This window comes from Methanobrevibacter woesei (assembly GCF_003111605.1).
Lineage (GTDB): Archaea > Methanobacteriota > Methanobacteria > Methanobacteriales > Methanobacteriaceae > Methanocatella > Methanocatella woesei.
In genome coordinates this window covers 80,222-99,032 of sequence record NZ_MZGU01000003.1, presented here as the reverse complement: position 1 = coordinate 99,032, position 18,811 = coordinate 80,222, and the positions used below count along the sequence as shown (strand labels likewise).

General features: G+C 30.4%; 21 protein-coding genes. 7 read left to right on the top strand and 14 right to left on the bottom strand.

The genetic code is table 11. The features are described from left to right. The first annotated feature begins 73 nt into the window (after nt 1-73). The 3 genes from MBBWO_RS01910 to MBBWO_RS01900 all read left to right on the top strand — a co-directional run bounded on the left by MBBWO_RS01910 (nt 74) and on the right by MBBWO_RS01900 (nt 2,191). Nucleotides 74-814 carry an RraA family protein gene (locus MBBWO_RS01910; RefSeq protein ID WP_116669198.1) on the top strand — a complete coding sequence of 247 codons (741 nt, stop codon included), beginning with the start codon at nt 74-76 and terminating at the stop codon, nt 812-814. A 112-nt stretch (nt 815-926) separates the two neighbouring features. Further along, a complete protein-coding gene (locus MBBWO_RS01905; RefSeq protein WP_116669197.1) occupies nt 927-1,211 on the top strand; it encodes a Gar1/Naf1 family protein in 285 nt (94 codons plus the stop codon). A 47-nt stretch (nt 1,212-1,258) separates the two neighbouring features. Further along, a complete protein-coding gene (locus MBBWO_RS01900) occupies nt 1,259-2,191 on the top strand; it encodes a transcription initiation factor IIB (protein WP_116669196.1) in 933 nt (310 codons plus the stop codon). A 13-nt stretch (nt 2,192-2,204) separates the two neighbouring features. Here MBBWO_RS01900 and MBBWO_RS01895 read toward each other — a convergent pair whose 3' ends face one another. Together MBBWO_RS01895 and MBBWO_RS01890 are read right to left on the bottom strand one after the other, a co-directional pair. Further along, complete coding sequence (locus MBBWO_RS01895; protein ID WP_116669195.1) at nt 2,205-4,100, bottom strand: MJ1255/VC2487 family glycosyltransferase; 1,896 nt, start codon at nt 4,098-4,100, stop codon at nt 2,205-2,207. 38 nt (nt 4,101-4,138) lie between these two features. After that, complete coding sequence (locus MBBWO_RS01890) at nt 4,139-5,233, bottom strand: hypothetical protein (RefSeq protein ID WP_243408451.1); 1,095 nt, start codon at nt 5,231-5,233, stop codon at nt 4,139-4,141. Between the two features lie 57 nt (nt 5,234-5,290). On the opposite strand from MBBWO_RS01890, the gene MBBWO_RS01885 reads away from it, so the two are divergent. Continuing rightward, nucleotides 5,291-6,103: a sulfite exporter TauE/SafE family protein gene (locus tag MBBWO_RS01885; protein WP_116669194.1), complete on the top strand. Its 813-nt coding sequence runs from the start codon at nt 5,291-5,293 to the stop codon at nt 6,101-6,103. Here MBBWO_RS01885 and MBBWO_RS01880 read toward each other — a convergent pair. Genes MBBWO_RS01880 through pyrH form a run of 5 tightly spaced genes read right to left on the bottom strand, consistent with a single transcriptional unit; the run spans nt 6,090 to nt 9,009 of the window. After that, entirely contained in the window at nt 6,090-6,965 is an 876-nt protein-coding gene (locus MBBWO_RS01880; RefSeq protein WP_207771568.1) for a hypothetical protein, read from the bottom strand. The two genes, MBBWO_RS01885 and MBBWO_RS01880, sit on opposite strands and share 14 nt — an antisense overlap. Nucleotides 6,966-6,967: 2 nt before the next feature. Continuing rightward, the gene (locus MBBWO_RS01875; RefSeq protein ID WP_116669193.1) at nt 6,968-7,291 is read right to left on the bottom strand and encodes a YbjQ family protein; all 324 of its coding nucleotides are present in this window, start codon (nt 7,289-7,291) and stop codon (nt 6,968-6,970) included. A gap of 13 nt (nt 7,292-7,304) precedes the next feature. Then, entirely contained in the window at nt 7,305-7,496 is a 192-nt protein-coding gene (locus MBBWO_RS01870) for a DUF2116 family Zn-ribbon domain-containing protein (RefSeq protein ID WP_116669192.1), read from the bottom strand. 35 nt (nt 7,497-7,531) lie between these two features. Next, on the bottom strand, nt 7,532-8,323 hold the full coding sequence (locus MBBWO_RS01865; protein WP_116669191.1) for a TatD family hydrolase: 792 nt from the start codon (nt 8,321-8,323) through the stop codon (nt 7,532-7,534). An 8-nt stretch (nt 8,324-8,331) separates the two neighbouring features. Continuing rightward, nucleotides 8,332-9,009, bottom strand: coding sequence for a UMP kinase (pyrH, locus tag MBBWO_RS01860; protein ID WP_116669190.1), 678 nt, complete (start codon nt 9,007-9,009; stop codon nt 8,332-8,334). A 183-nt stretch (nt 9,010-9,192) separates the two neighbouring features. Between pyrH and MBBWO_RS01855 the strand changes: the two genes are divergently transcribed. Further along, nucleotides 9,193-10,413 carry an ornithine cyclodeaminase, nickel-pincer nucleotide-dependent gene (locus MBBWO_RS01855; RefSeq protein WP_116669189.1) on the top strand — a complete coding sequence of 407 codons (1,221 nt, stop codon included), beginning with the start codon at nt 9,193-9,195 and terminating at the stop codon, nt 10,411-10,413. Next, nucleotides 10,414-12,099 carry an adenine deaminase gene (ade, locus tag MBBWO_RS01850; protein ID WP_116669188.1) on the top strand — a complete coding sequence of 562 codons (1,686 nt, stop codon included), beginning with the start codon at nt 10,414-10,416 and terminating at the stop codon, nt 12,097-12,099. Here the strand turns inward: ade and MBBWO_RS01845 are convergent. The 5 genes from MBBWO_RS01845 to MBBWO_RS01825 form a co-directional block, all read right to left on the bottom strand. Then, nucleotides 12,096-12,722: a DUF447 domain-containing protein gene (locus MBBWO_RS01845; RefSeq protein ID WP_116669187.1), complete on the bottom strand. Its 627-nt coding sequence runs from the start codon at nt 12,720-12,722 to the stop codon at nt 12,096-12,098. The genes ade and MBBWO_RS01845 overlap by 4 nt on opposite strands. A gap of 51 nt (nt 12,723-12,773) precedes the next feature. Continuing rightward, nucleotides 12,774-13,382 carry an Hsp20/alpha crystallin family protein gene (locus MBBWO_RS01840; protein ID WP_116669186.1) on the bottom strand — a complete coding sequence of 203 codons (609 nt, stop codon included), beginning with the start codon at nt 13,380-13,382 and terminating at the stop codon, nt 12,774-12,776. Nucleotides 13,383-13,472: 90 nt separating this feature from the next. Then, nucleotides 13,473-14,495 (bottom strand): NOG1 family protein, encoded by a 1,023-nt coding sequence (locus MBBWO_RS01835; protein ID WP_116669292.1) that lies wholly within the window; start codon nt 14,493-14,495, stop codon nt 13,473-13,475. A gap of 9 nt (nt 14,496-14,504) precedes the next feature. Next, nucleotides 14,505-15,062, bottom strand: a complete 558-nt coding sequence (locus MBBWO_RS01830; RefSeq protein WP_116669185.1) for a TIGR00296 family protein — start codon at nt 15,060-15,062, stop codon at nt 14,505-14,507. A gap of 15 nt (nt 15,063-15,077) precedes the next feature. Beyond that, nucleotides 15,078-16,448: a TldD/PmbA family protein gene (locus tag MBBWO_RS01825; protein WP_116669184.1), complete on the bottom strand. Its 1,371-nt coding sequence runs from the start codon at nt 16,446-16,448 to the stop codon at nt 15,078-15,080. Between the two features lie 158 nt (nt 16,449-16,606). Between MBBWO_RS01825 and MBBWO_RS01820 the strand changes: the two genes are divergently transcribed. Beyond that, a complete protein-coding gene (locus MBBWO_RS01820) occupies nt 16,607-17,815 on the top strand; it encodes a GMC family oxidoreductase N-terminal domain-containing protein (protein ID WP_116669183.1) in 1,209 nt (402 codons plus the stop codon). Nucleotides 17,816-17,824: 9 nt separating this feature from the next. On the opposite strand, the gene pyrI is transcribed toward MBBWO_RS01820, so the two are convergent. Together pyrI and MBBWO_RS01810 are read right to left on the bottom strand one after the other, a co-directional pair. Then, nucleotides 17,825-18,304 (bottom strand): aspartate carbamoyltransferase regulatory subunit, encoded by a 480-nt coding sequence (gene pyrI, locus MBBWO_RS01815; RefSeq protein ID WP_116669182.1) that lies wholly within the window; start codon nt 18,302-18,304, stop codon nt 17,825-17,827. Nucleotides 18,305-18,309: 5 nt separating this feature from the next. Further along, entirely contained in the window at nt 18,310-18,801 is a 492-nt protein-coding gene (locus tag MBBWO_RS01810; RefSeq protein ID WP_116669181.1) for a flavodoxin family protein, read from the bottom strand. Between the last annotated feature and the right edge of the window lie 10 nt (nt 18,802-18,811).

Genomic DNA, 18,811 nt, shown 5'->3' with positions numbered 1-18,811 from the left:
AAAACTAGTTTTAACTATAATAAAAAACATATCTAAAATATAATAATAGTGGTTTTAAAATAGGGGATAAATAATGATACTTGATAAAGCTAAACTAAATAAAAAAGATTCTAATAAACATATAGAAATTAAAAATATAAACTTAGATGGTGTTACTGTAGATGATGTTATCTTAAAAAAGGATAAATCTAATTATACTGAGTTTATTAATTTAAAGAATCTATTAGAAAATGTTTCTTCTTGTCAAATTTCCGATGCTTTTAATAATGCTTTTAGAAGAAGTGGTGTTTTATCTAATTTAAAACCAATTAATGATAAAAAGGCTTATGGGAGAATTGTAACTGCATATACTAATTCTGATGATTGGGGAACTTCAACATTAGCTATTGATGAAGGATCTAACGGTGATATATTATTTATTGAAAGTAGTGACAATGATAATGCTATCTGGGGAGAATTGGCTTCAACTAATGCTCGTGAAAATGGTATTGTTGCAACAGCAGTTTATGGATCTGTTAGAGATTTAGATGCTTTAAAACATGGAGACTATCCTATTTTTGCATGTTCATTTGTTTCAAATGCAGGAACTCCATTAGGTCTTGGAGAAGTTAATATTAAATTAAATATTGAAGATATGGTTATTTATCCAGGAGATTTCTTCTTTGGAGATGAAACAGGGGTCGTTATAATTCCTCAAAGGTTATTTAATGAAGTTATGGTTCAAACATTAGCTGTTAAGTTAAAAGAGGAAACTATAATAAATATGTTAAAAGAAGGGAAATCTTTATCTGAGATTACAAAAATTAAACAGTAAATTATTTAAATAAAACAGATTTTTATATATAAATATTCCGATACTTTTATATATGATTGTTGTACAACTATATATTGTTGGTACAAAAACGGTTTATTTTAGATGAATTAATATGAAAATTTTAGGAAACAGTTTGCATATTTCAAACTCTGGAAAGTTAATTGCCAAATCTGATAAAACTCCCACTCCAGGGGGTCTTGTTTTTGACAGTAATAAAAATAAGATAGGTAAAGTAAGTTATGTTTTTGGGCCTACTAAAAAACCTTATATTTCTATTAGTCTATTCAGATCAGCAAATATTGATAGAATCCAGAAAAATTATGGTGAGAAGTTATTTGTATCAAAACCAAATCAAAAATCTAGAAAAAGGAGGAGGAGACCACGAAACAAAAAGTAAACGAAGTTCCTCAACATGATGGACATGTTAAAACAGAAAAAGAAATTATGAGAGGGGATGTTTATGATAAAGATAAACAAACCGTATGTCCTGAATGTGGTTCTGATGAACTTATTGGGGATTATGAAAGAGCTGAAGTTGTTTGTGCTAATTGTGGTTTAGTTATTGATGAAAACCTTGTGGATATGGGTCCTGAATGGAGAGCTTTCGACCATGAACAAAGAGATAAACGTACAAGGGTCGGTGCTCCAATTACATACACTATTCACGATAAAGGTTTAAGTACCATGATTGATTGGAGAAACAAAGATATCTATGGTCGTGATATTCCTGCTAGAAATAGGGCTCAATGGTACAGATTAAGGAAATGGCAAAGGAAAATTAGGATTTCCGGTGCTACTGAACGTAACTTAGCATTTGCATTAAGTGAATTAGATAGGGATTCTTCAAGATTAGGTTTACCAAGAAGTGTAAGAGAGGCTGCTTCTGTTGTATATAGGAGTGCTGTAGATAATAAGCTTATTCGTGGAAGAAGTATTGAGGGTGTAGTGGCTGCTTCATTATATGCAGCATGTAGACGTTGTAATGTGCCTCGTACTTTAGATGAAATTGCTGAAGTATCTAGAGTTACTAAAAAAGAAGTAGGGAGAACTTACAGGTTCTTAACAAGAGAATTAAATATTAAATTACCTCCAACTTCTCCTGTGGATTATGTTCCTAGATTTGCTAGTGAATTAGGTTTATCTGGTGAAGTTCAATCTAGAGCTATTGAAATTATTGAAAAGGCTATGGAAAAAGGATTAACTTCAGGTAGAGGACCAACTGGAGTAGCTGCAGCTGCATTATACATTGCTTCTGTTTTACTTGGTGAAAGAAAAACTCAAAGAGATGTTGCAGATATTGCTGGAGTTACTGAAGTTACAATAAGAAACAGGTATAAAGAATTAACAGAACAACTTGAAATGGGTGTAACTTTATAAGTCACCTATTTTTCTATTTTTTACTATATTTTTCAATTCTATAGATTAATTCATTGATAATTCCTTTGTTGTCATGTGTTTTAACAGTATTTAGTTTTTCCTGATATTTAGGAAGTTTTTTTAGAAAAGTAGATAGTTTTGCAATACTCATACTGTTGTGATATTCTCCGTAACCCAATTTTTGAACATAGAATCCATTTAATAACTGTTCAAAGTTTCCTTGAGCGGGAATGCTGAATATTGGTTTTTTCAATGCAATAGATTCACTTATAAATGTAAATCCACCATTACAGACAACAGCTTTGGCATCAGCTAAATCCTTAAAGAACTGATCTTCATTAAAAGTTCTGAATGTTAAATTTTCGTCAGTTTCATCTTTGTTAAATCCATAAACGATGAATTTTTCATCAAGCACTTTAAGTTTTTCAATTAAAGACATACTTTCTTTACTAGTCTGATAAACAAGAATGTAATCTCCAATTGTAGGTTCAAGTTCTAAAATTTCATCTCTAAGCACTGGTGGATATAGAACAGCTTTCTTTTTGGATCTGATTTTTGGATAAAAGAAACTGGTTAAAATATGTATTTTTGGTTTGAAAACATAAGCCTTTATAACGCCTTTTGCTTTTAGGATATTTCTTGTTTCATGGGATGGATAATCAATTTTTGTTTGTGTAATCATATGGATATTATCTAAGGTAATCATTGGTATGCTTAACATATTGGATAAGATATTTCCATAGATTTCAAAATCATTTACAATAACCGCTGGTTTTAAAGCTCTTGCTTTTTTATAAAGTTGCTGATAACCTTTTTTCAGGTTTTTAGGATTGTCTTTTATAGCTTTATAGAAAGTTTTAACATTTTTCACATGATTATCTTCATAGACTGTGTTAAATCCTCCAATTTTGTAGGTGTGTTCAAATTTGTCATGTAAATATTCATAGGCACGGTCACTTGAGAAAACATAAACATCGTATCTTTCAGATATTGCTTTTATCATTACAGCACTACGTATTGCATGCCCCATGCCTTCTCCACAGACACAATAGAAGACTACTTTTTTTTCACCTTCTTTTTTGTCATCTGTGTTCTGACTTAAAATTTCAATTTTCTTTTTAGATTTATTATATGCTTCTTTAAGTTCCATTAAACGTTCAGATTCAAGAGATATGTTGTCTAAGATATTTTTTTTAGGAGCATCACTATGTTTATGTTCAAAAGTATAATTTAGTTCTTCGGCATCAGTTCTTTTTCCTAAGAAATCGTTAAGTGTACTTTTACCATACTGTCTTAAAACTTGTTCAAGACCTTCTTCTTCAATTCTTCTAGTTGAAACTCCAACTTTTGCTCTTCTAAGAACTTTAAATCTTTCTTCTTTAGCTAACCTCTCAATATAATCGGTGTCTTCACCAAAAGTTAATTCCTCGTCAAATCCACCACATTTGTCATGTAACTCTTTTTTAGCTATTATTCCATAACATCCTGCTCCATGAGGCTTGATGTTTTCAACAGCTATCATAAAATTATTAGCTAGTTCATGGAATATTTTATCTTGTGTTTTTTCAGATAATGGTTCCATTTGGGTAATTCCAATTCCCAGTCTTTCCATTCTGAATTCATAAATTACATTTTGCAAATATTCATCAGTAAGTTTCAAATCAGAATCTAAAAATAGCAGATATTCTCCTTTAGCTATTTTAGCACCATTATTTCTACCAACTGCAGGCATACCTCCGTCAATCACAGTACATCCATATTCTTCAGCTATTTCACGTGTTTTATCTTCAGAATTAGCATCAGCTACTATAATTTCGTAATCCTTAAAATTTTGTTCTTTAATACTTTCTAAAAGGACTGGAAGGTATTCTTCTTCATTATAAGTTGGTATAATAATACTAAGAATCATATGGTATTACCTTTGTTTTGTTTAACTATTAAGTGTTATTATAAATATGAGTAAACATTCCACGATACAGTGTAATATTTGCAGTTGTCTTTCAGTGGAATTTTTAACTCATTAATAACATCTTGTTCATTCATAGCTGAACTTACATGATAGGTGATATTGTTATTTTCTTTTGTGACACTTTCAATTGGAATATTGGTTAAATTTAAAGTATCTTCTTGGATATCTACGATATTTACTTCATAATACTCAGGGTTTGCTCCAAGTAAACTGACTGAGAATCTAAGAGCAAGGAATAAGAATATTACAATATAAGGTGCTAATCTATTAAATACAAATCTTTTGTAAGAATATTCTTTGTTTCTATATGACGGAGGATTTTTTTTAGCTTCGTTTATAATTTTTTCATTTTTAAGTAATTTTCCAATATAAAAGTCAAAGTAATATCCATTTCTGTAAACTAAATAAGTTCCCAACAGACCAACTGCTGCAGGAGTTGAAAAAAGACCTCCGTCTAAAAATCCAATTAGCAAACAAACAGAAAAGAAGCATAACATTATTTTTGAGACAGCTGCTCTTTTTTGAATGGCTACAACCTGCAAAATAAAGATTGCTATTAATAGAATCATCAATAAATTAGCTATTTGTGGTGTATAGCTGTATAAACTGATTCCAGTATTAATATCACTTTGGATAAATGGGCCGATAACAGTAGTTAAAAATCCACCAAATATTGATTTAAGCAAGTGTGTATGCAAAATACTTGTAGAAGACATGCTAGGTTGCATTGAAATAAAGGTGGTGCTTAAATCGAGTCCTAATTGCCATCTAAGATTTATTTCAAGTATTATTTCAGATATAAATAGAATTACACTTAAAATTAATAAAATCTGAATAATTTTTTTGGTTGAATTAAGTTTATTAAAGATTTTTAACTTATGTAGTTGAGTTAAAATTAAAAATAAGCCTAATAATGCGAAAAATAATATATCTTTACCTTTTGATGATCCCATAAGGAAAATATAAGTAATTGGTCTAATGTAAGGTGTGAAGATATCTGTTACAAACAATATGCCTGCAAACAATATGAGTATAACTCCACTAATTAGGTACTTATTTTTTATAAAAATCATTGTTTCTATTTTATATAGTTAAATTAATAAAAATATTACTACATTAAGGAGTATTTTATGTTTACTTTAGAATTTTTTATTGGTTTAGCATTAATTGGTATTGTTGCAGGATTTGCATCTGGCCTTTTGGGGGTAGGTGGAGGATTTTTAATTGTTCCTTTGCAATATTTCCTTTTAGAACATGTTGGTGTTGATCCTGGCTTAGCAATGTTGGTATCTCTTGGAACAAGTCTAGCTATTATTATTCCAACTTCATGCAGTAGTGCATATAAACATACAAGAACTTTAAAGAATGTTATAGAACCTGGAATAAAATTAGGGGTTTTTGGAATAATTGGAGGACTTATTGGTGGGGGTGTTGCTTCAATACTGCCATCAGACACTTTAAAGTTTATTTTCGGATGTTTGTTGATATTTATTGCAGTTTATAATTGTATAACTATTAATAAAGATGATCCAAAATCCAGAATAAAATTTAATATATTTTCTTATGCAGTCTTTGGTACCGCTATAGGATTTTTATCTGGACTTTTAGGTATTGGCGGAGGAATATTTTTAATTGTCTGTCTTGTATTCTTCTTTGGATTTTCAATGTTGGAATCTATTGGTACTTCATCTGTTTATATTTGTCTTACAGCTATTGGAGGAGTTATTTCTTATATTATCACTGGAATGGGTGTTAACACACTTCCATTTTCAATTGGCTATGTAAGTCTTATAGATTTTGTTGTGATTTCAGTATTTTCTGTTCCACTAGCTTATTTCGGTGCTAAAGTATCTCATAAACTTCCTGAAAGAAATCTTAAGTTAGTATTTGCTGTTTTAGTATTTACCATAGGACTAAAAATGATTGGTGTTATTCCATCTTAAGTAAAAAAGCAGGGTTTTGGAATTTAACACCAATTCCCAATGCTGTTATTTGGTATTCATCAAAACCCATTCCAACAACTTCAATTTCAATTCTTAAGTCAAGTACGCCATGACCTCCATCTTTTTCAATGGCTTTGGCAAGATTTAAAATTGCATTGTCCTTTTCATTTTTTATCTTATTTAACAGCTCTTTACTTTCCTCTTCACTCATTTTGAGGTTAGTTGTATTTTCAATTTCAAATATTGCAGTTCCAACATAAGGACCCATATATTCTTCAATTTTTCTATCAAAAGGCTCAGCGGTTGTTAAAAAAACGAAATCAGAACTATTTAATTGATGGCATCTTTTAATGTCATTATAAAAGTAAGATTTCTTAACTACAACTGGTAATGGTTTTTTTAATATTTTGTGGTAATATGCTTTTTTCAGTTGATAGTAAATGAAATCAGTAATCTTTTTGAATATTCCAAGATAATAAAATATAACTCCGAAAACAAGTATTAAAATGTAGTTAATAAGAATAGGGACTGCTGCCTGAGCTATTACAATTAAAGAACCAACAGTAATTACATTTACACCTAATGTAGGATTGTTTATAATAAAACCATAAACTACAGTCACTATAAATAAAATAAAAGCACTTACAGCACCTATACTTTCCCCAATGTATTCATTTGCAAGTTCTGTTTCAATATATCCTGCAATTAATGGTGCAAAAATGAGTCCTAAGTTCCATCCAAAAATAGCTATATTAAAATATAAAAAGAAAGAGTAGGATGCTAATCCTGTAGCAGTACCAACAGCTATTGATCCAATAGCTAGTAAGGACTTTCTTTTTTCCTGTGAAAGTTTTATTTTCATATTTATTCACATTTTACAGCAGTTCCATAAGCTGTTACAAGTATTGTGTTACCCATAGTTCCGCCAAGGTTATCATAGGATATTTTAAGTCCTATTATTGCATTAGCATCTAAACTTTGGGCTTTTTCTTTCATACTTGTTAGGGCAACTTCTCTAGCTTTTTGGATTTCTTCTTCATATTTTGAAGTACGGCCACCTACAACATCACGTACTCCTGAAAATAAATCTTTATATACATTAGAACCAATTAAAGATTCTCCAGTTACAATACCTTTGTATGCAACAATCTTTTTGTTTTCTAATGTATTTGTAGATGATAATATCATTTAAATCTTAATCTTATAAAACAAAGCTAAATAAATACCATACAATAACGAATATGATAATTACTGCTAATAATCCATATCTGCTTTTCTTTTGTTGAGCTAATCTTTGATTCCAGATTTTTTGACAGTCTGGAGAGCATACAAGTTCGTTTAATGGGATTGGAGTCCCGCAAATTGGACAATGTTTATGTGGTTCTACAGCCATATTTTTCACCTTTTATTTTTTTAAAATTATTTAATTTAGATATTAAAAAACTTTTCTGTATTAATTGTAACTATTTTAGCTAGTTTTTCAACATCATAATCATCTTTGTAATGTGCAATTGTTTTTAGAATATGAGGTAAATACTTTGGTTCGTTCCTATTTCTTTTAGGTTTTTTATCAAAATTTTTAGGTATTAGAAATGGTGCATCAGTTTCAATCATTAATCTTTCAGGAGGAATAACTTTAACTGCTTCCTGAAGGGATTTTCCTCTCTTCATATCACAAATCCATCCAGTAACACCAATATAACATCCTAAGTCAATATAATTTTCAGCTTCTTTGCTAGTTCCTGTAAAACAATGAACTACTGCTTTTTTAGCTATTTTCGGATGTCTTTCTAAAATTGCATATAAATCTTCATGTGCATCTCTTTCATGTAAAAAAAGAGGCATGTTTAACTTTTCAGCTAATTCAATCTGTTTTTCAAACCAATATCTTTGAACATCTCTTGGAGAGAAATCTCTGTTATAATCAAGACCGCATTCTCCAATAGCTACAACACATTCTTTTTTGGCATTTTTTTCAAGAATTTCAAGGGTTTTCTCGTTGCATGTTTTAGCATCATGAGGATGGACACCTGAAGTAGAATATAAAATTCCAGGATATTTAGATGCATATTCGCTAGCTATTTTACTGGAATTCACATTAGTTCCAGTAATAATTGATTTTGAAACACCAACTTTTGCAGCTTCTTCAATTATTTCCTGCCTGTCTTTTTTAAATGAAGAATGCATTAAGTTAAGTCCAATATCAATAAGACCATCCAATTTATCACCTATTCATTAATAATTTTAGTTCCAATGTCTTCTCCATTAATAACTTTAGTTAAGTTTTCTGGAGTGTATCCATTAGCTATTACAGTTTCTATAGATGATCTTTTAATCATTTGGATTGCAGTCATGTCGAAAAACTCATAAGTTCCTGCTTTTGTGTCTTTTCCACTAATAAATTCCATCATTTCAGAAGCAGTAATCTCTTTGATTAATTCTGCATCATCATATTTATTTGGATCTTTATTGTACATTCCATCAACTGAAGTTAGGTTAATAAGTTTATCTGCATGAATGTATTCTGCTAAAATAGCTGAAACTGCATCAGTACTATGTGCTGGTTCAGTTCCGCCCATTACGATTATTTTTCCACTAGCTGAAAATTCTAAAGCTTCTTGGAAGTTATGTGGTACTCTTTGGTAAGCGTAGTCACCTAATGCAGTTAATAATAATTTTGCATTGATTCTAGTTACCTCAATACCAATATCATCACATTGAGCTTCTCCACCGTTTAAATCACGAATAACACTAATATAGTCTCTTGCAGGTTTTCCTCCACCTACAACAACAAATAATTCATGTTCATTTGATAAAGACTTTAAAATTTCACTGTACTCTTGGAATTTTTGATAATCATATTCTTTTAATAGGATTGACCCACCAATTGCAATAACAATTTTCATATATTCACCTTTACTATATTTATTCTAATTTTTATTATTTAAATTTTAAATTAGAATTTTTATTGCTTTATTTTTCAATAATCTGAAACCTCGTTTTAATTTTTTTCTTTTATCGAATTATTTAAATAATAGCTTTTAGATAATAGTAATATTATTTATTATTAAAAAATAGGAGCAAATATTATGAATACTAGAACTATTGAACTTTCTGGTCATATTATAGATTCATTAACTCTTCCAAAAACTATGGATCTTGTAATGGCTAAAGGTGGAGATTTTGATATAGTGGAGTTTGAAATTGGTAAAAGGAAATCAGATATTAGTACTGCTAAAATGGTAATCTCTGCTGACACACCCGAAAAATTAAATATGATTTTAGATGAGTTATCAAGGCTTGGTGCTACTATCTCTGAATTAAAAGAAGTGGAATTAGTTGCATCTACCAAAGATAAAGTTGCTCCTGAAGGTTTTTACTCAACTTCAAATCACACAACCCATGTACTCTATGAAGGTAACTGGATTGTTGTAGAAAATATTGAAATGGACTGTACAATCTGCATTGATGAAGAAACCAAAAAGGCTTACTGTAAACCACTTGCTGATATTAAAGCAGGGGATATGATTGCAGTTGGTCGTGAAGGTATTAGAATCACACCTCCTCAAAAATCAAGAGACACTCAGCAAATTTTTGAGTTTATGAATAGTGATGTGTCTTCTGAAAAACCTTTAATGAATCTTATTAAGGGTATTGCTAGCGAGATTAAAGAAATTAAAGGCAGAGGTGGAAAAATAGCTATTGTTGGAGGACCAGCTATTGTTCACACTGGATCAGGCAAATATCTCGCTTCTTTAATTAGGGAAGGTTATATTGATGTTTTACTTGCTGGAAATGCACTTGCAACTCACGATATTGAGAGCAATCTTTTTGGAACATCATTAGGTATTGAAGTTGAAACTGGAGAAATTGTATCTCATGGTCATACTCACCATATGAGGGCCATTAACAGAATTAACCAATCTGGTTCCATTAAAGAAGCAGTTGAAGATGGAACCTTAAATGGTGGAATTATGTATGAGTGTGTTAAAAATGATGTGCCTTATGTTCTAGCAGGTTCTATTCGTGATGATGGTCCATTACCTGATGTAATAACTAACACTGTTGAAGCACAGGAATTAATGAGGCATTATGCTCAAGATGTTGATATGGTTATTATGATTGCTACAATGTTACATTCAATAGCTATGGGTAACTTATTACCATCTAAAGTAAAAAGTGTCTGTGTAGATATTAATCCATCCACTGTTACTAAGTTATCTGACAGGGGAAGTGCACAGGTACTTAGTATTGTAACTGATATTGGTACATTCTTGCCATTATTATACAATGCCCTAGAAGATGATTAAATGATTATCAAAGGAAATATATTGGATGTATTTAATAATTCAGTTTTTCCTGCTGAAATAACTGTTAAAAATGGATTATTTGAGAAAATAAAACCACTTGATGATGAAAATCTTGAAGGCATTATCATTCCTGGTTTTATTGATTCTCATATTCATATTGAAAGTTCCATGCTTACTCCTTCTCAATTTGCTAAAGTAGCTGTTAGGCATGGTTCGACTTCAGCTATTTGCGATCCTCATGAAATAGCAAATGTTGGTGGTATTGAAGCAATTGATTTCTTTGTAGATGATGCTAAAATAGCACCTTTTGATTTTTATTTTACTGCTCCTTCTTGTGTTCCAGCAACTCCTTTTGAAACTTCTGGAGCCATATTAGATGAAAAGGATATTAAAAAACTTTTAGTTAGAGATGATTTTGTAGCATTAGGGGAAATGATGAATTTTCCAGGTGTTCTTAATGATGATGAAAGTGTACTTGCTAAATTAAATGCATCTAAAGAGTTATCCAAACCTATTGATGGTCATGCTCCATTACTTTCTGGTGAAGATTTAGATAAATATATTGGTGCAGGTATAAGTACTGACCATGAATGCAGCAGTTTTCAAGAAGCTATTGAAAAAAAAGAAAAAGGCATGAAAATAATGGTGCGTTCTGGTTCATCTGCTAAGAATTTAGATGCTATTTTTGATTTAGATGAAAGAATTAGCTATTGGAAAAATCATGGAAGCAATGATAATCTTGAAGAGAATCTTAAAAAACCAATATTTGATTTCCTTGTAAGTGATGACAAGCATGCTGATGATCTTATTAAAGGCTATCTAAATGAAGATATTAAAAAAGCAGCTAGTTTTGGAATTGATATTATTGAAGCTATTAAAATGGTAACTATTAATCCTGCTTCTCATTACAATCTTAATTCTGGAGCAATAGCTGAAGGAAGAAAAGCTAATTTTGTTGTTATAGACAACTTTGATGATTTTAATATTAAAAGAACTTATGTTGGTGGTAAATTAGTTTATGATAATGGCAAAGTTCTTTTTGATGCAGCTGAAGATAATTTTAAAAATACATTTGACCTTTCTAGGAAATCACCTGAAGACTTTGATGTAACTTATGAGGGGGAAAGTGTTGAAGTTAATGTAGTGAAATGTTTTAATGGGGAACTACTCACTGAAAATGATACTGCAGTATTAAATGTTAAAAATAGTCTAATTCAGCCTGACTTAGAAAGAGATATATTAAAGATAGCTGTTGTTGAAAGATATGGGGGAAATTCAATAGCTAATGGATTTATTTCTGGATTTAACTTATCTAATGGTGCAATTGCATCTTCAATTTCCCATGATTCACATAATATTATAGTTATTGGAACCAACTCAACTGAAATGGCAGAAGCTGTTAATTTACTCATAGAAAATGAGGGGGGATTGGTTGTTGTTAATGAAGGTCTTAAAAAATCATTACCTCTTCCAGTAGCTGGATTAATGAGTAATAAATCAGCAGAAGAAGTAAGTGCACTATATAAAGAGTTACTTGATGAAGCTAAAAAATTAAACTGTGAATTAGATTCTCCATTTATGACAATGTCTTTTATGGCTTTACTTGTTATTCCTTCATTAAAAATATCAAATAAAGGTTTATTTGATGTTGATGAATTTTCTTTTAAGGATTTAATTGTTGATTAAATTTCAAATCCTTTTTTTATCAATTCATTTTTTAATATATGGATTGCTTTTTTATCTTCTTTAGATCCCACTTTATTAATTACTCGCATACACTCTTTGAATCTAGCTATATACTTTTGTTGTGTTGGAACATCTACTAAATCAATTCTTGTAAAATCAGATAAAGTTTCAATCAACATAAAAAATCCACGATTAATGGCTTTTTTACAGGGATTATTTATTTTTAAATCAGTAACTTTAGCTTTAATAACTATGGCTTCACTTTTTCTAATCGGGTCGCTTTTTTTAACAGCCTCTATTAAATCAGTTACTTCACACTTAAAATAGCTGTCTGCACCTACTAGGGAATTATTTTCAGTTAAATATTCCTCTGGGATATTGTTGATGATTGCAGAAGTAAACATCTGTGGATTGGAGGTTAAATTTACAGTAAATTCTTTCTGATTAATGATATTATCTAAAGTTCTACCTCCTTTAAAAATACGACACATTATGGAGTCTTTTCCTCTACAGATAACTCCAATGGGGGCAGTGTTTCTATTCTGATTAGAATCAGCAGTGGTAATTATTGTTTCATATTGCTGGCCTTTCACCATTCCAACAGAAGATAAGTCAATATTCATATATAATCTTAAAAATTTAAAAAAAAGTTAAAAAGAAAATGTAGATTTAATTTATTCTACATTTACTTTTTGTTTTGGTGCTTGTATTTTGTTAACTATGATATTGAGTACACCTTTGTTTGCTTTAGCATCAATGGTTTCAATATCAATGTTTTCTTCAAAGTGGATTGTTTTAGTGCATTTACCAGTTTTTAATCCGTTAATAATAACTTTTTTATCTTCACTTTCAATAGAATCAGCTAATGAATCAAATTCTACTTCAATAACAAGTTCATTATCACTTGCTTCTATTTCAATATCTTTTTTAGGGATTCCAGGTACCCATACTCTAAGGTAGTATTTTTCTTCATCTTCAACTAAATCTGCATAAAGACCGTTAACTGCTGTTTTTTTGTAATCATTGATTTTACCGTCAACATTTTTTTGCATAGATTTCATATTTACGATAAATGAGTCTACGGTTCTTGTTATGTCTTCAGCTATTTTATCAGTAATTTCTTTTCCTTGTTTTAATTTTTCATCAAGTCTTTCTCTTCTTTCTTGTTCTTTATCTTTAACAGTTTCTTCTTCAGAAGTTTCACTGGTTTCATTTTCTACTTCTTCTTCAGTTTCTGCTTGTTTTTCTCTTGCAGTTGTTTCAATAATATCTTCTTCAGCCATTTTTTTCACCTTATTTTTTTATTCTTATTTTATAGTTTTTTCCCACTTTGAAATAAGTATTAGTTACTATGATATTAAAGTATATAAATGTTAGTAAAAGTCATCTTCACTTTCACGTTCTATCTTTTTAATAGTATCAAATTTCTTGCTGATTTTTTCTATTCCTTCACCATCAATAGCTGAAATAAAGATAGCATCATCGAATTCATCAACATATGGTTTAATATATTCTTGATCTTCAACATCTTTGACAATATCCATTTTATTGAAAAGGTATATGATTGGTATTTCACTAAATACCTGTTCAATCTGTTTTAATAGGTTATATTGACTTTCTAGGCTAAATCCACATGTTTCGGAAGCATCAAAAATAAATAGAATTGTATCTGCTAAATGTTCAAGTGCAACCATAGCATTTAATTCAATATCATTCATTTCCAAAACAGGCCTGTCTAATAACCCTGGAGTGTCTATAATTTGGATATGTTTCCAGTGTCTTTCAACATGCCCTATTTGAATTCCTTTTGTTGTAAATGGATAGTTAGCTACCTGAGGATCAGCTCCAGATAGCTGTTTAAGTAAGGTTGATTTTCCTACATTTGGAAAACCAGCTATTACAATGGTAGTTGCATCAAAATCAATAGTTGGCATATTTCTTAAATTAGCTTTTGCAAAATCAAGGAAATCTAAATCTTTTTTAATTTTATTCACAACAGAAGCTAGTCTGCCATAGGCTTGTTTTTGAAAAGAAGTAGCTCTTTCAGATGGGTTTTTACGTATTTTAGCCCCATATTCTTTTTCAAGTTGTGTAATAATACCATAAGCCCAATTTAAAGCTCCAAGGGCCTGTTTCATATCATCAACACCTACGGTAATATCTATATAATCCTGATAAAACATAGGAAGTTCTTCAATTTCAGGAACACTATCTAAAATTGATTTAAGTTTATCCTTAATTACTTGACAAGATGTAACAACTCTTGTTTCTTCAATTTTTTTACCTTTCAAATGTTTTGGTATTTTTTGTGTTCTCATTAGGTCTGCTGCCTTTTTTCCTCTTCTAAATCCTTTATCTAGTAACTCATCAGGAGTTGGTATAGTTGGAATCATCATTTTAATCATCTACTTAAATATTTGGCCTTGGAAAGTGTAAACATCACAACTTGCATCTAACCAGCTATCAGAACTGATTCCTGCTTTCATACAAGTGTGCTCTAAAAATTCTTCAACATTCATATTGTTTTCAGTTGCTACTTGTGGTAGGAGTAAACCTCTGCTAAATCCTTTTTGAATTATTAGTCCATCTTTTCCGATTTCTATTTTATCTAAATACTCCTGAGGGTCATCTACTTCCAATATTTCTGGTTTTGTAAGTACAGTTACCTCAAGTGTAATGTCATCATACTCTTCTTTTATAAGAGGGTTAAATCTAGGGTCTTCAAATGCTGCAGAAATAGCTACATTGATAGTTGCTTGAATAGCTGTTTCAACAGGCTCTGGATATCCAATACATCCTCTTAACATTTCATTTTTATTTAGTGTAACGAAAACACCAAGTTTTTCTTTTAATTCTTCTGGACAGTCTTCAGGAATTCCAATTTTTCTTCCTTCATCAAGATAAGTTAAAATAGCTTCTTTTGCTATTTCTAATAAATATTGTCCACTTTCTTTTGTTATCATTTTAATCCCTCTTATTTAACTACTTCCACCAACTAATGCATCTAATATTCTTGTATGTGGTCCACCATCACCTACTGGGGCTGTTTGACCATCTTTACCACAGAATCCAACACTTAATTTAAAGTCAGATCCAATTGCATCAACATGTTTTAAGGTTTCAAGTATGTTTCCAGATAAAGAAACATCTCGTAATGGTGTTGTTACTTCACCATTTTTAATTATAAAACCTTCAGCAGCATTAAATTGGAATATTCCTTTTCCGGTATCTACTTGTCCGCCTCTAGAACCTTTGAGATAAATTCCATCTTTAATATCTTCAATTAATTCATCAAAACTCATGTCTCCAGGTTCAAGGTAAGTGTTACTCATTCTTACAATTGGCTGGTCACTTAAAGGTGATCTTGCATTACCTGATGATTTCATACCTAGTTTTGATGCAGTTTCTCTGGAATTTAATAAGCTTACAAGTTCTCCATTTTTAACAAGTTGGTTTTTCTTAGTTTTAACACCTTCAACATCATAAGCATAATGTCCAAATCCATCTTTTAAACTTGCATCATCGTAGATATTTACAATATCTGAAGCTATTTTGGTGTTCATTTTTCCTTTTAATATAGAATCATTTTGTAATATTAAGTCTCCTTCAACTGCATGTCCTAATGCTTCGTGAATGAATACTCCAGTTAGTTCATTATCTGCAATAATTGGGAATTTTCCAGAAGGGGCAGGTTCTGCATCTAATAGTCTAATAGCTTTCTGTGCAATATTGCGGGAAAATTCTTCAATATCCACATTTGTAATAGCTTCAAATCCTTTAACTCCACCAATACTTCCATGTCCAAATTGGATAACCTCTCCATTAGTTGCAGCAGCATTTAAAAACATTCCAACACGACTTTCATCTGTCTGGATTAAACTACCTTCACTATTAATAAATAAACCTTTATTTTCACTATCTGAATAGCTAATTGTAATACTGTTCACTTTATCTAAACTAGCTGCCTTATTTGCTTCTTCCATTATATCCTTTTTTTCTTCAATGCTTACATCGGAAAAAGGTATTTTAACATCACTAACAACTTTATCTTTAATGATTTCACTTGGAGCTAATTCAATGTCTCCTTTTAGTGAATTTGCTAATGTAATTGATGTTTCTGCAATTTCTTCCAATTTAGTATAATCGTTTGTGTATGCAAAACCCCATGCACCATTATTTAAAACCCTTATTCTAAATCCTAAGGTGTTTCCAGTGTTAACTTCATCAACAGAGCCATCTTTCATTATAATACTAGAATTATTACTTTTTCCAGCTCTAATATCAACATAGTCGACTTTTGGAATAGTTTTTTCAATAACTTTTTCACATAAGTCAATATATTCTTCCATTTTTTCACTTTCCTTGAATGATAATTAAAATTTTTAGTTATTTACAATATATTTATAATTAATCTTATAAAAAAAGACTTATCTATTTTTAAATTTACATCTAAATATTTATATAGATTTTTTAATATAGTCATGTCTAATGAAATGAAGGTGATAAAATGGTGGTTATTGTAGGTTCTGGAGCAGGAGGAGGATTATTAGCTATGGAATTGGCTACTAGTGGAATTCCTGTAACTATACTTGAAAAAGGACCTTATGATGATTCTAAAAATGCTTTTAATTATTATGATGCCTCTGATGAGGGTGTTGATTTATTAAAAACTACTTGTGTTGGTGGTTCAACAATTGTCTCAATGGCAAATACAGTAAGGGCTCTTGAAGAAGAATTAAAAGAATATGGAATTGATATTTCTTCGGAGTTTGATTATGTTGAAGATTTGATCAATGTTCATCAGATGGATGATTCTCATATTGGTAGAGGAACACAGCTATTTTTAGATGCAAGTGAAAAACTTGGCCTAAATCCAATTAAAATGCCAAAGGCAGTGGAAGAAGAAAAATGTATTCAATGTGGTAGGTGCGCATTGGGATGTCCTAAGGATGCAAAGTGGTCTTCTAAAGATTTCATTGATAAAGCAGTTGATGCAGGTGCAGAATTAATTGTAAATGCAGAAGTTACTAAAGTATTAACTGAAAATAGTAATGTTAAAGCAGTTGAATATGTTAAAGATGGTGAAACTTACATTCTAGAGGATGATATTATTGTTTTATCTGCAGGAGCAGTTTCATCTGCAATGATTTTAAGAAACACAGGTTTATCTGCAGGCAATAAGATATTTTTCGATCCTTTTGTTACTGTTGGTGGAGTAATTAAAGATATTGGTTTTAATAGTGAAGTACAGATGAATGCACTTGTAGAAGTTAAAAACTTTATTTTATCACCTCACTTCTCTTCATTTATTCGTGAAAAAATTGATGATGATTCAATTGATGATAAGGATATTTTAAGTATAATGGTTAAAACTCCTGATGAATGTCAAGGATATATTGACAGCGAAGGAAAAGTTGTTAAAATTAACACAATAAATGATATTAGATATTTAGCTGAAGGTACTGCTGTAGCAGGATTTATTTTAAAAGAAGCAGGAGTTGATTCTAAAACAATAGCTTCAACAGTTTATAGGGGAGCACATCCTGGAGGAACTGCAGCTATTGGAGAAGTAGTGGATAAAAATTTAAAAACAGATATTGATGGTTTATATGTCTGTGATGCAAGTGTTATTCCACAATCTCCAGGTAAACCACCAAGTTTAACTATATTAGCATTATCTAAAAGATTAGCCGATTATTTAAAAGGGGAAATGTAAAAACAGAATTTATTCAAATTGTTTTTCAATATCTTCTGTTTTTATTAATTTTTCACAGTAATGACACCTAACTTGAGGTGGATTTTTAGTTATTACTTTAAATTTTGGAGTAATAGGTTCATTAATATTATTTGTAATACATTTTGAATTGGTACATTTAATTATTGATTTTATCTCGTTAGGAAGGATAATCTTATCTTTTTTAACAGGTTTAAAATCTCTAATAATGTTAATAGTAGCTTTAGGTGCAATTAAAGCTATTTGATTTAATTCTGATGAATCCAATTCTCTGTTTTCAATTTTTAATATATCTTTTCTACCAATTTCAGAGGAAGATACATTCATAGCTATTGTAACATTTTTTGTTTCATCATTTGGAAGTTCCAAGATTTTAAGAATATGCAATGATTTGTTTGCTGTAATGTGATCAATTACTGTTCCATTTTCAATAGCTTTAATTTTTAATTCTGATTTTTTATCGTCACTCATTATCCTCACCTGTACATATTGAGGTCTAATATTTCAATGATGGTTTCAGTTTCATTCATTAACTGTTCCATATCTTTTCCTTTTGTTTTTAAGGTAAAAGTTTCAATTACGCGTGCTCCACGAAGTTTTACTTTTTCTGCCATTCTTTCAACACTTGCAGCTCCACCACTGCTGTTCATTGTAGCAAATAAAACTACATCCTTTGCCCTTAGGTCGCATCTGTCTATGATTGTAAGAATTGCTGGGGTTGGTTTTCCTGCCCAGACAGGTGTTCCAAAGTAGACAATATCATAATCACTAACATCGACCCTCATTGGTGTTATATCTGTTTTTATTTCTCTAACAGCATCAAAAGAAGAAGTTAATCTATTTTTAAATCCACTCCTTGGTTTATTATCTACTATTTCAATAGAATCTGCACCTAATTCTAAAGCTAATGTTTCAGCAACAGTTGCTGTTTTTTTGGTTTGTGAGTAGTAAATAATTAATGTTTTCATCTGAAAAATC

Bases quoted from the DNA above. Each gene is read 5' to 3' on its own strand.
- MBBWO_RS01910 (WP_116669198.1), top strand. From the start codon at position 74: ATGATACTTGATAAAGCTAAACTAAATAAAAAAGATTCTAATAAACAT.
- MBBWO_RS01905 (WP_116669197.1), top strand. From the start codon at position 927: ATGAAAATTTTAGGAAACAGTTTGCATATTTCAAACTCTGGAAAGTTA.
- MBBWO_RS01900 (WP_116669196.1), top strand. From the start codon at position 1,259: ATGAGAGGGGATGTTTATGATAAAGATAAACAAACCGTATGTCCTGAA.
- MBBWO_RS01895 (WP_116669195.1), bottom strand. From the start codon at position 4,100: ATGATTCTTAGTATTATTATACCAACTTATAATGAAGAAGAATACCTT.
- MBBWO_RS01890 (WP_243408451.1), bottom strand. From the start codon at position 5,233: ATGATTTTTATAAAAAATAAGTACCTAATTAGTGGAGTTATACTCATA.
- MBBWO_RS01885 (WP_116669194.1), top strand. From the start codon at position 5,291: ATGTTTACTTTAGAATTTTTTATTGGTTTAGCATTAATTGGTATTGTT.
- MBBWO_RS01880 (WP_207771568.1), bottom strand. From the start codon at position 6,965: ATGAAAATAAAACTTTCACAGGAAAAAAGAAAGTCCTTACTAGCTATT.
- MBBWO_RS01875 (WP_116669193.1), bottom strand. From the start codon at position 7,291: ATGATATTATCATCTACAAATACATTAGAAAACAAAAAGATTGTTGCA.
- MBBWO_RS01870 (WP_116669192.1), bottom strand. From the start codon at position 7,496: ATGGCTGTAGAACCACATAAACATTGTCCAATTTGCGGGACTCCAATC.
- pyrH (WP_116669190.1), bottom strand. From the start codon at position 9,009: ATGAAAATTGTTATTGCAATTGGTGGGTCAATCCTATTAAAAGAATAT.
- MBBWO_RS01855 (WP_116669189.1), top strand. From the start codon at position 9,193: ATGAATACTAGAACTATTGAACTTTCTGGTCATATTATAGATTCATTA.
- ade (WP_116669188.1), top strand. From the start codon at position 10,414: ATGATTATCAAAGGAAATATATTGGATGTATTTAATAATTCAGTTTTT.
- MBBWO_RS01845 (WP_116669187.1), bottom strand. From the start codon at position 12,722: ATGAATATTGACTTATCTTCTGTTGGAATGGTGAAAGGCCAGCAATAT.
- MBBWO_RS01840 (WP_116669186.1), bottom strand. From the start codon at position 13,382: ATGGCTGAAGAAGATATTATTGAAACAACTGCAAGAGAAAAACAAGCA.
- MBBWO_RS01835 (WP_116669292.1), bottom strand. From the start codon at position 14,495: ATGATGATTCCAACTATACCAACTCCTGATGAGTTACTAGATAAAGGA.
- MBBWO_RS01830 (WP_116669185.1), bottom strand. From the start codon at position 15,062: ATGATAACAAAAGAAAGTGGACAATATTTATTAGAAATAGCAAAAGAA.
- MBBWO_RS01825 (WP_116669184.1), bottom strand. From the start codon at position 16,448: ATGGAAGAATATATTGACTTATGTGAAAAAGTTATTGAAAAAACTATT.
- MBBWO_RS01820 (WP_116669183.1), top strand. From the start codon at position 16,607: ATGGTGGTTATTGTAGGTTCTGGAGCAGGAGGAGGATTATTAGCTATG.
- pyrI (WP_116669182.1), bottom strand. From the start codon at position 18,304: ATGAGTGACGATAAAAAATCAGAATTAAAAATTAAAGCTATTGAAAAT.
- MBBWO_RS01810 (WP_116669181.1), bottom strand. From the start codon at position 18,801: ATGAAAACATTAATTATTTACTACTCACAAACCAAAAAAACAGCAACT.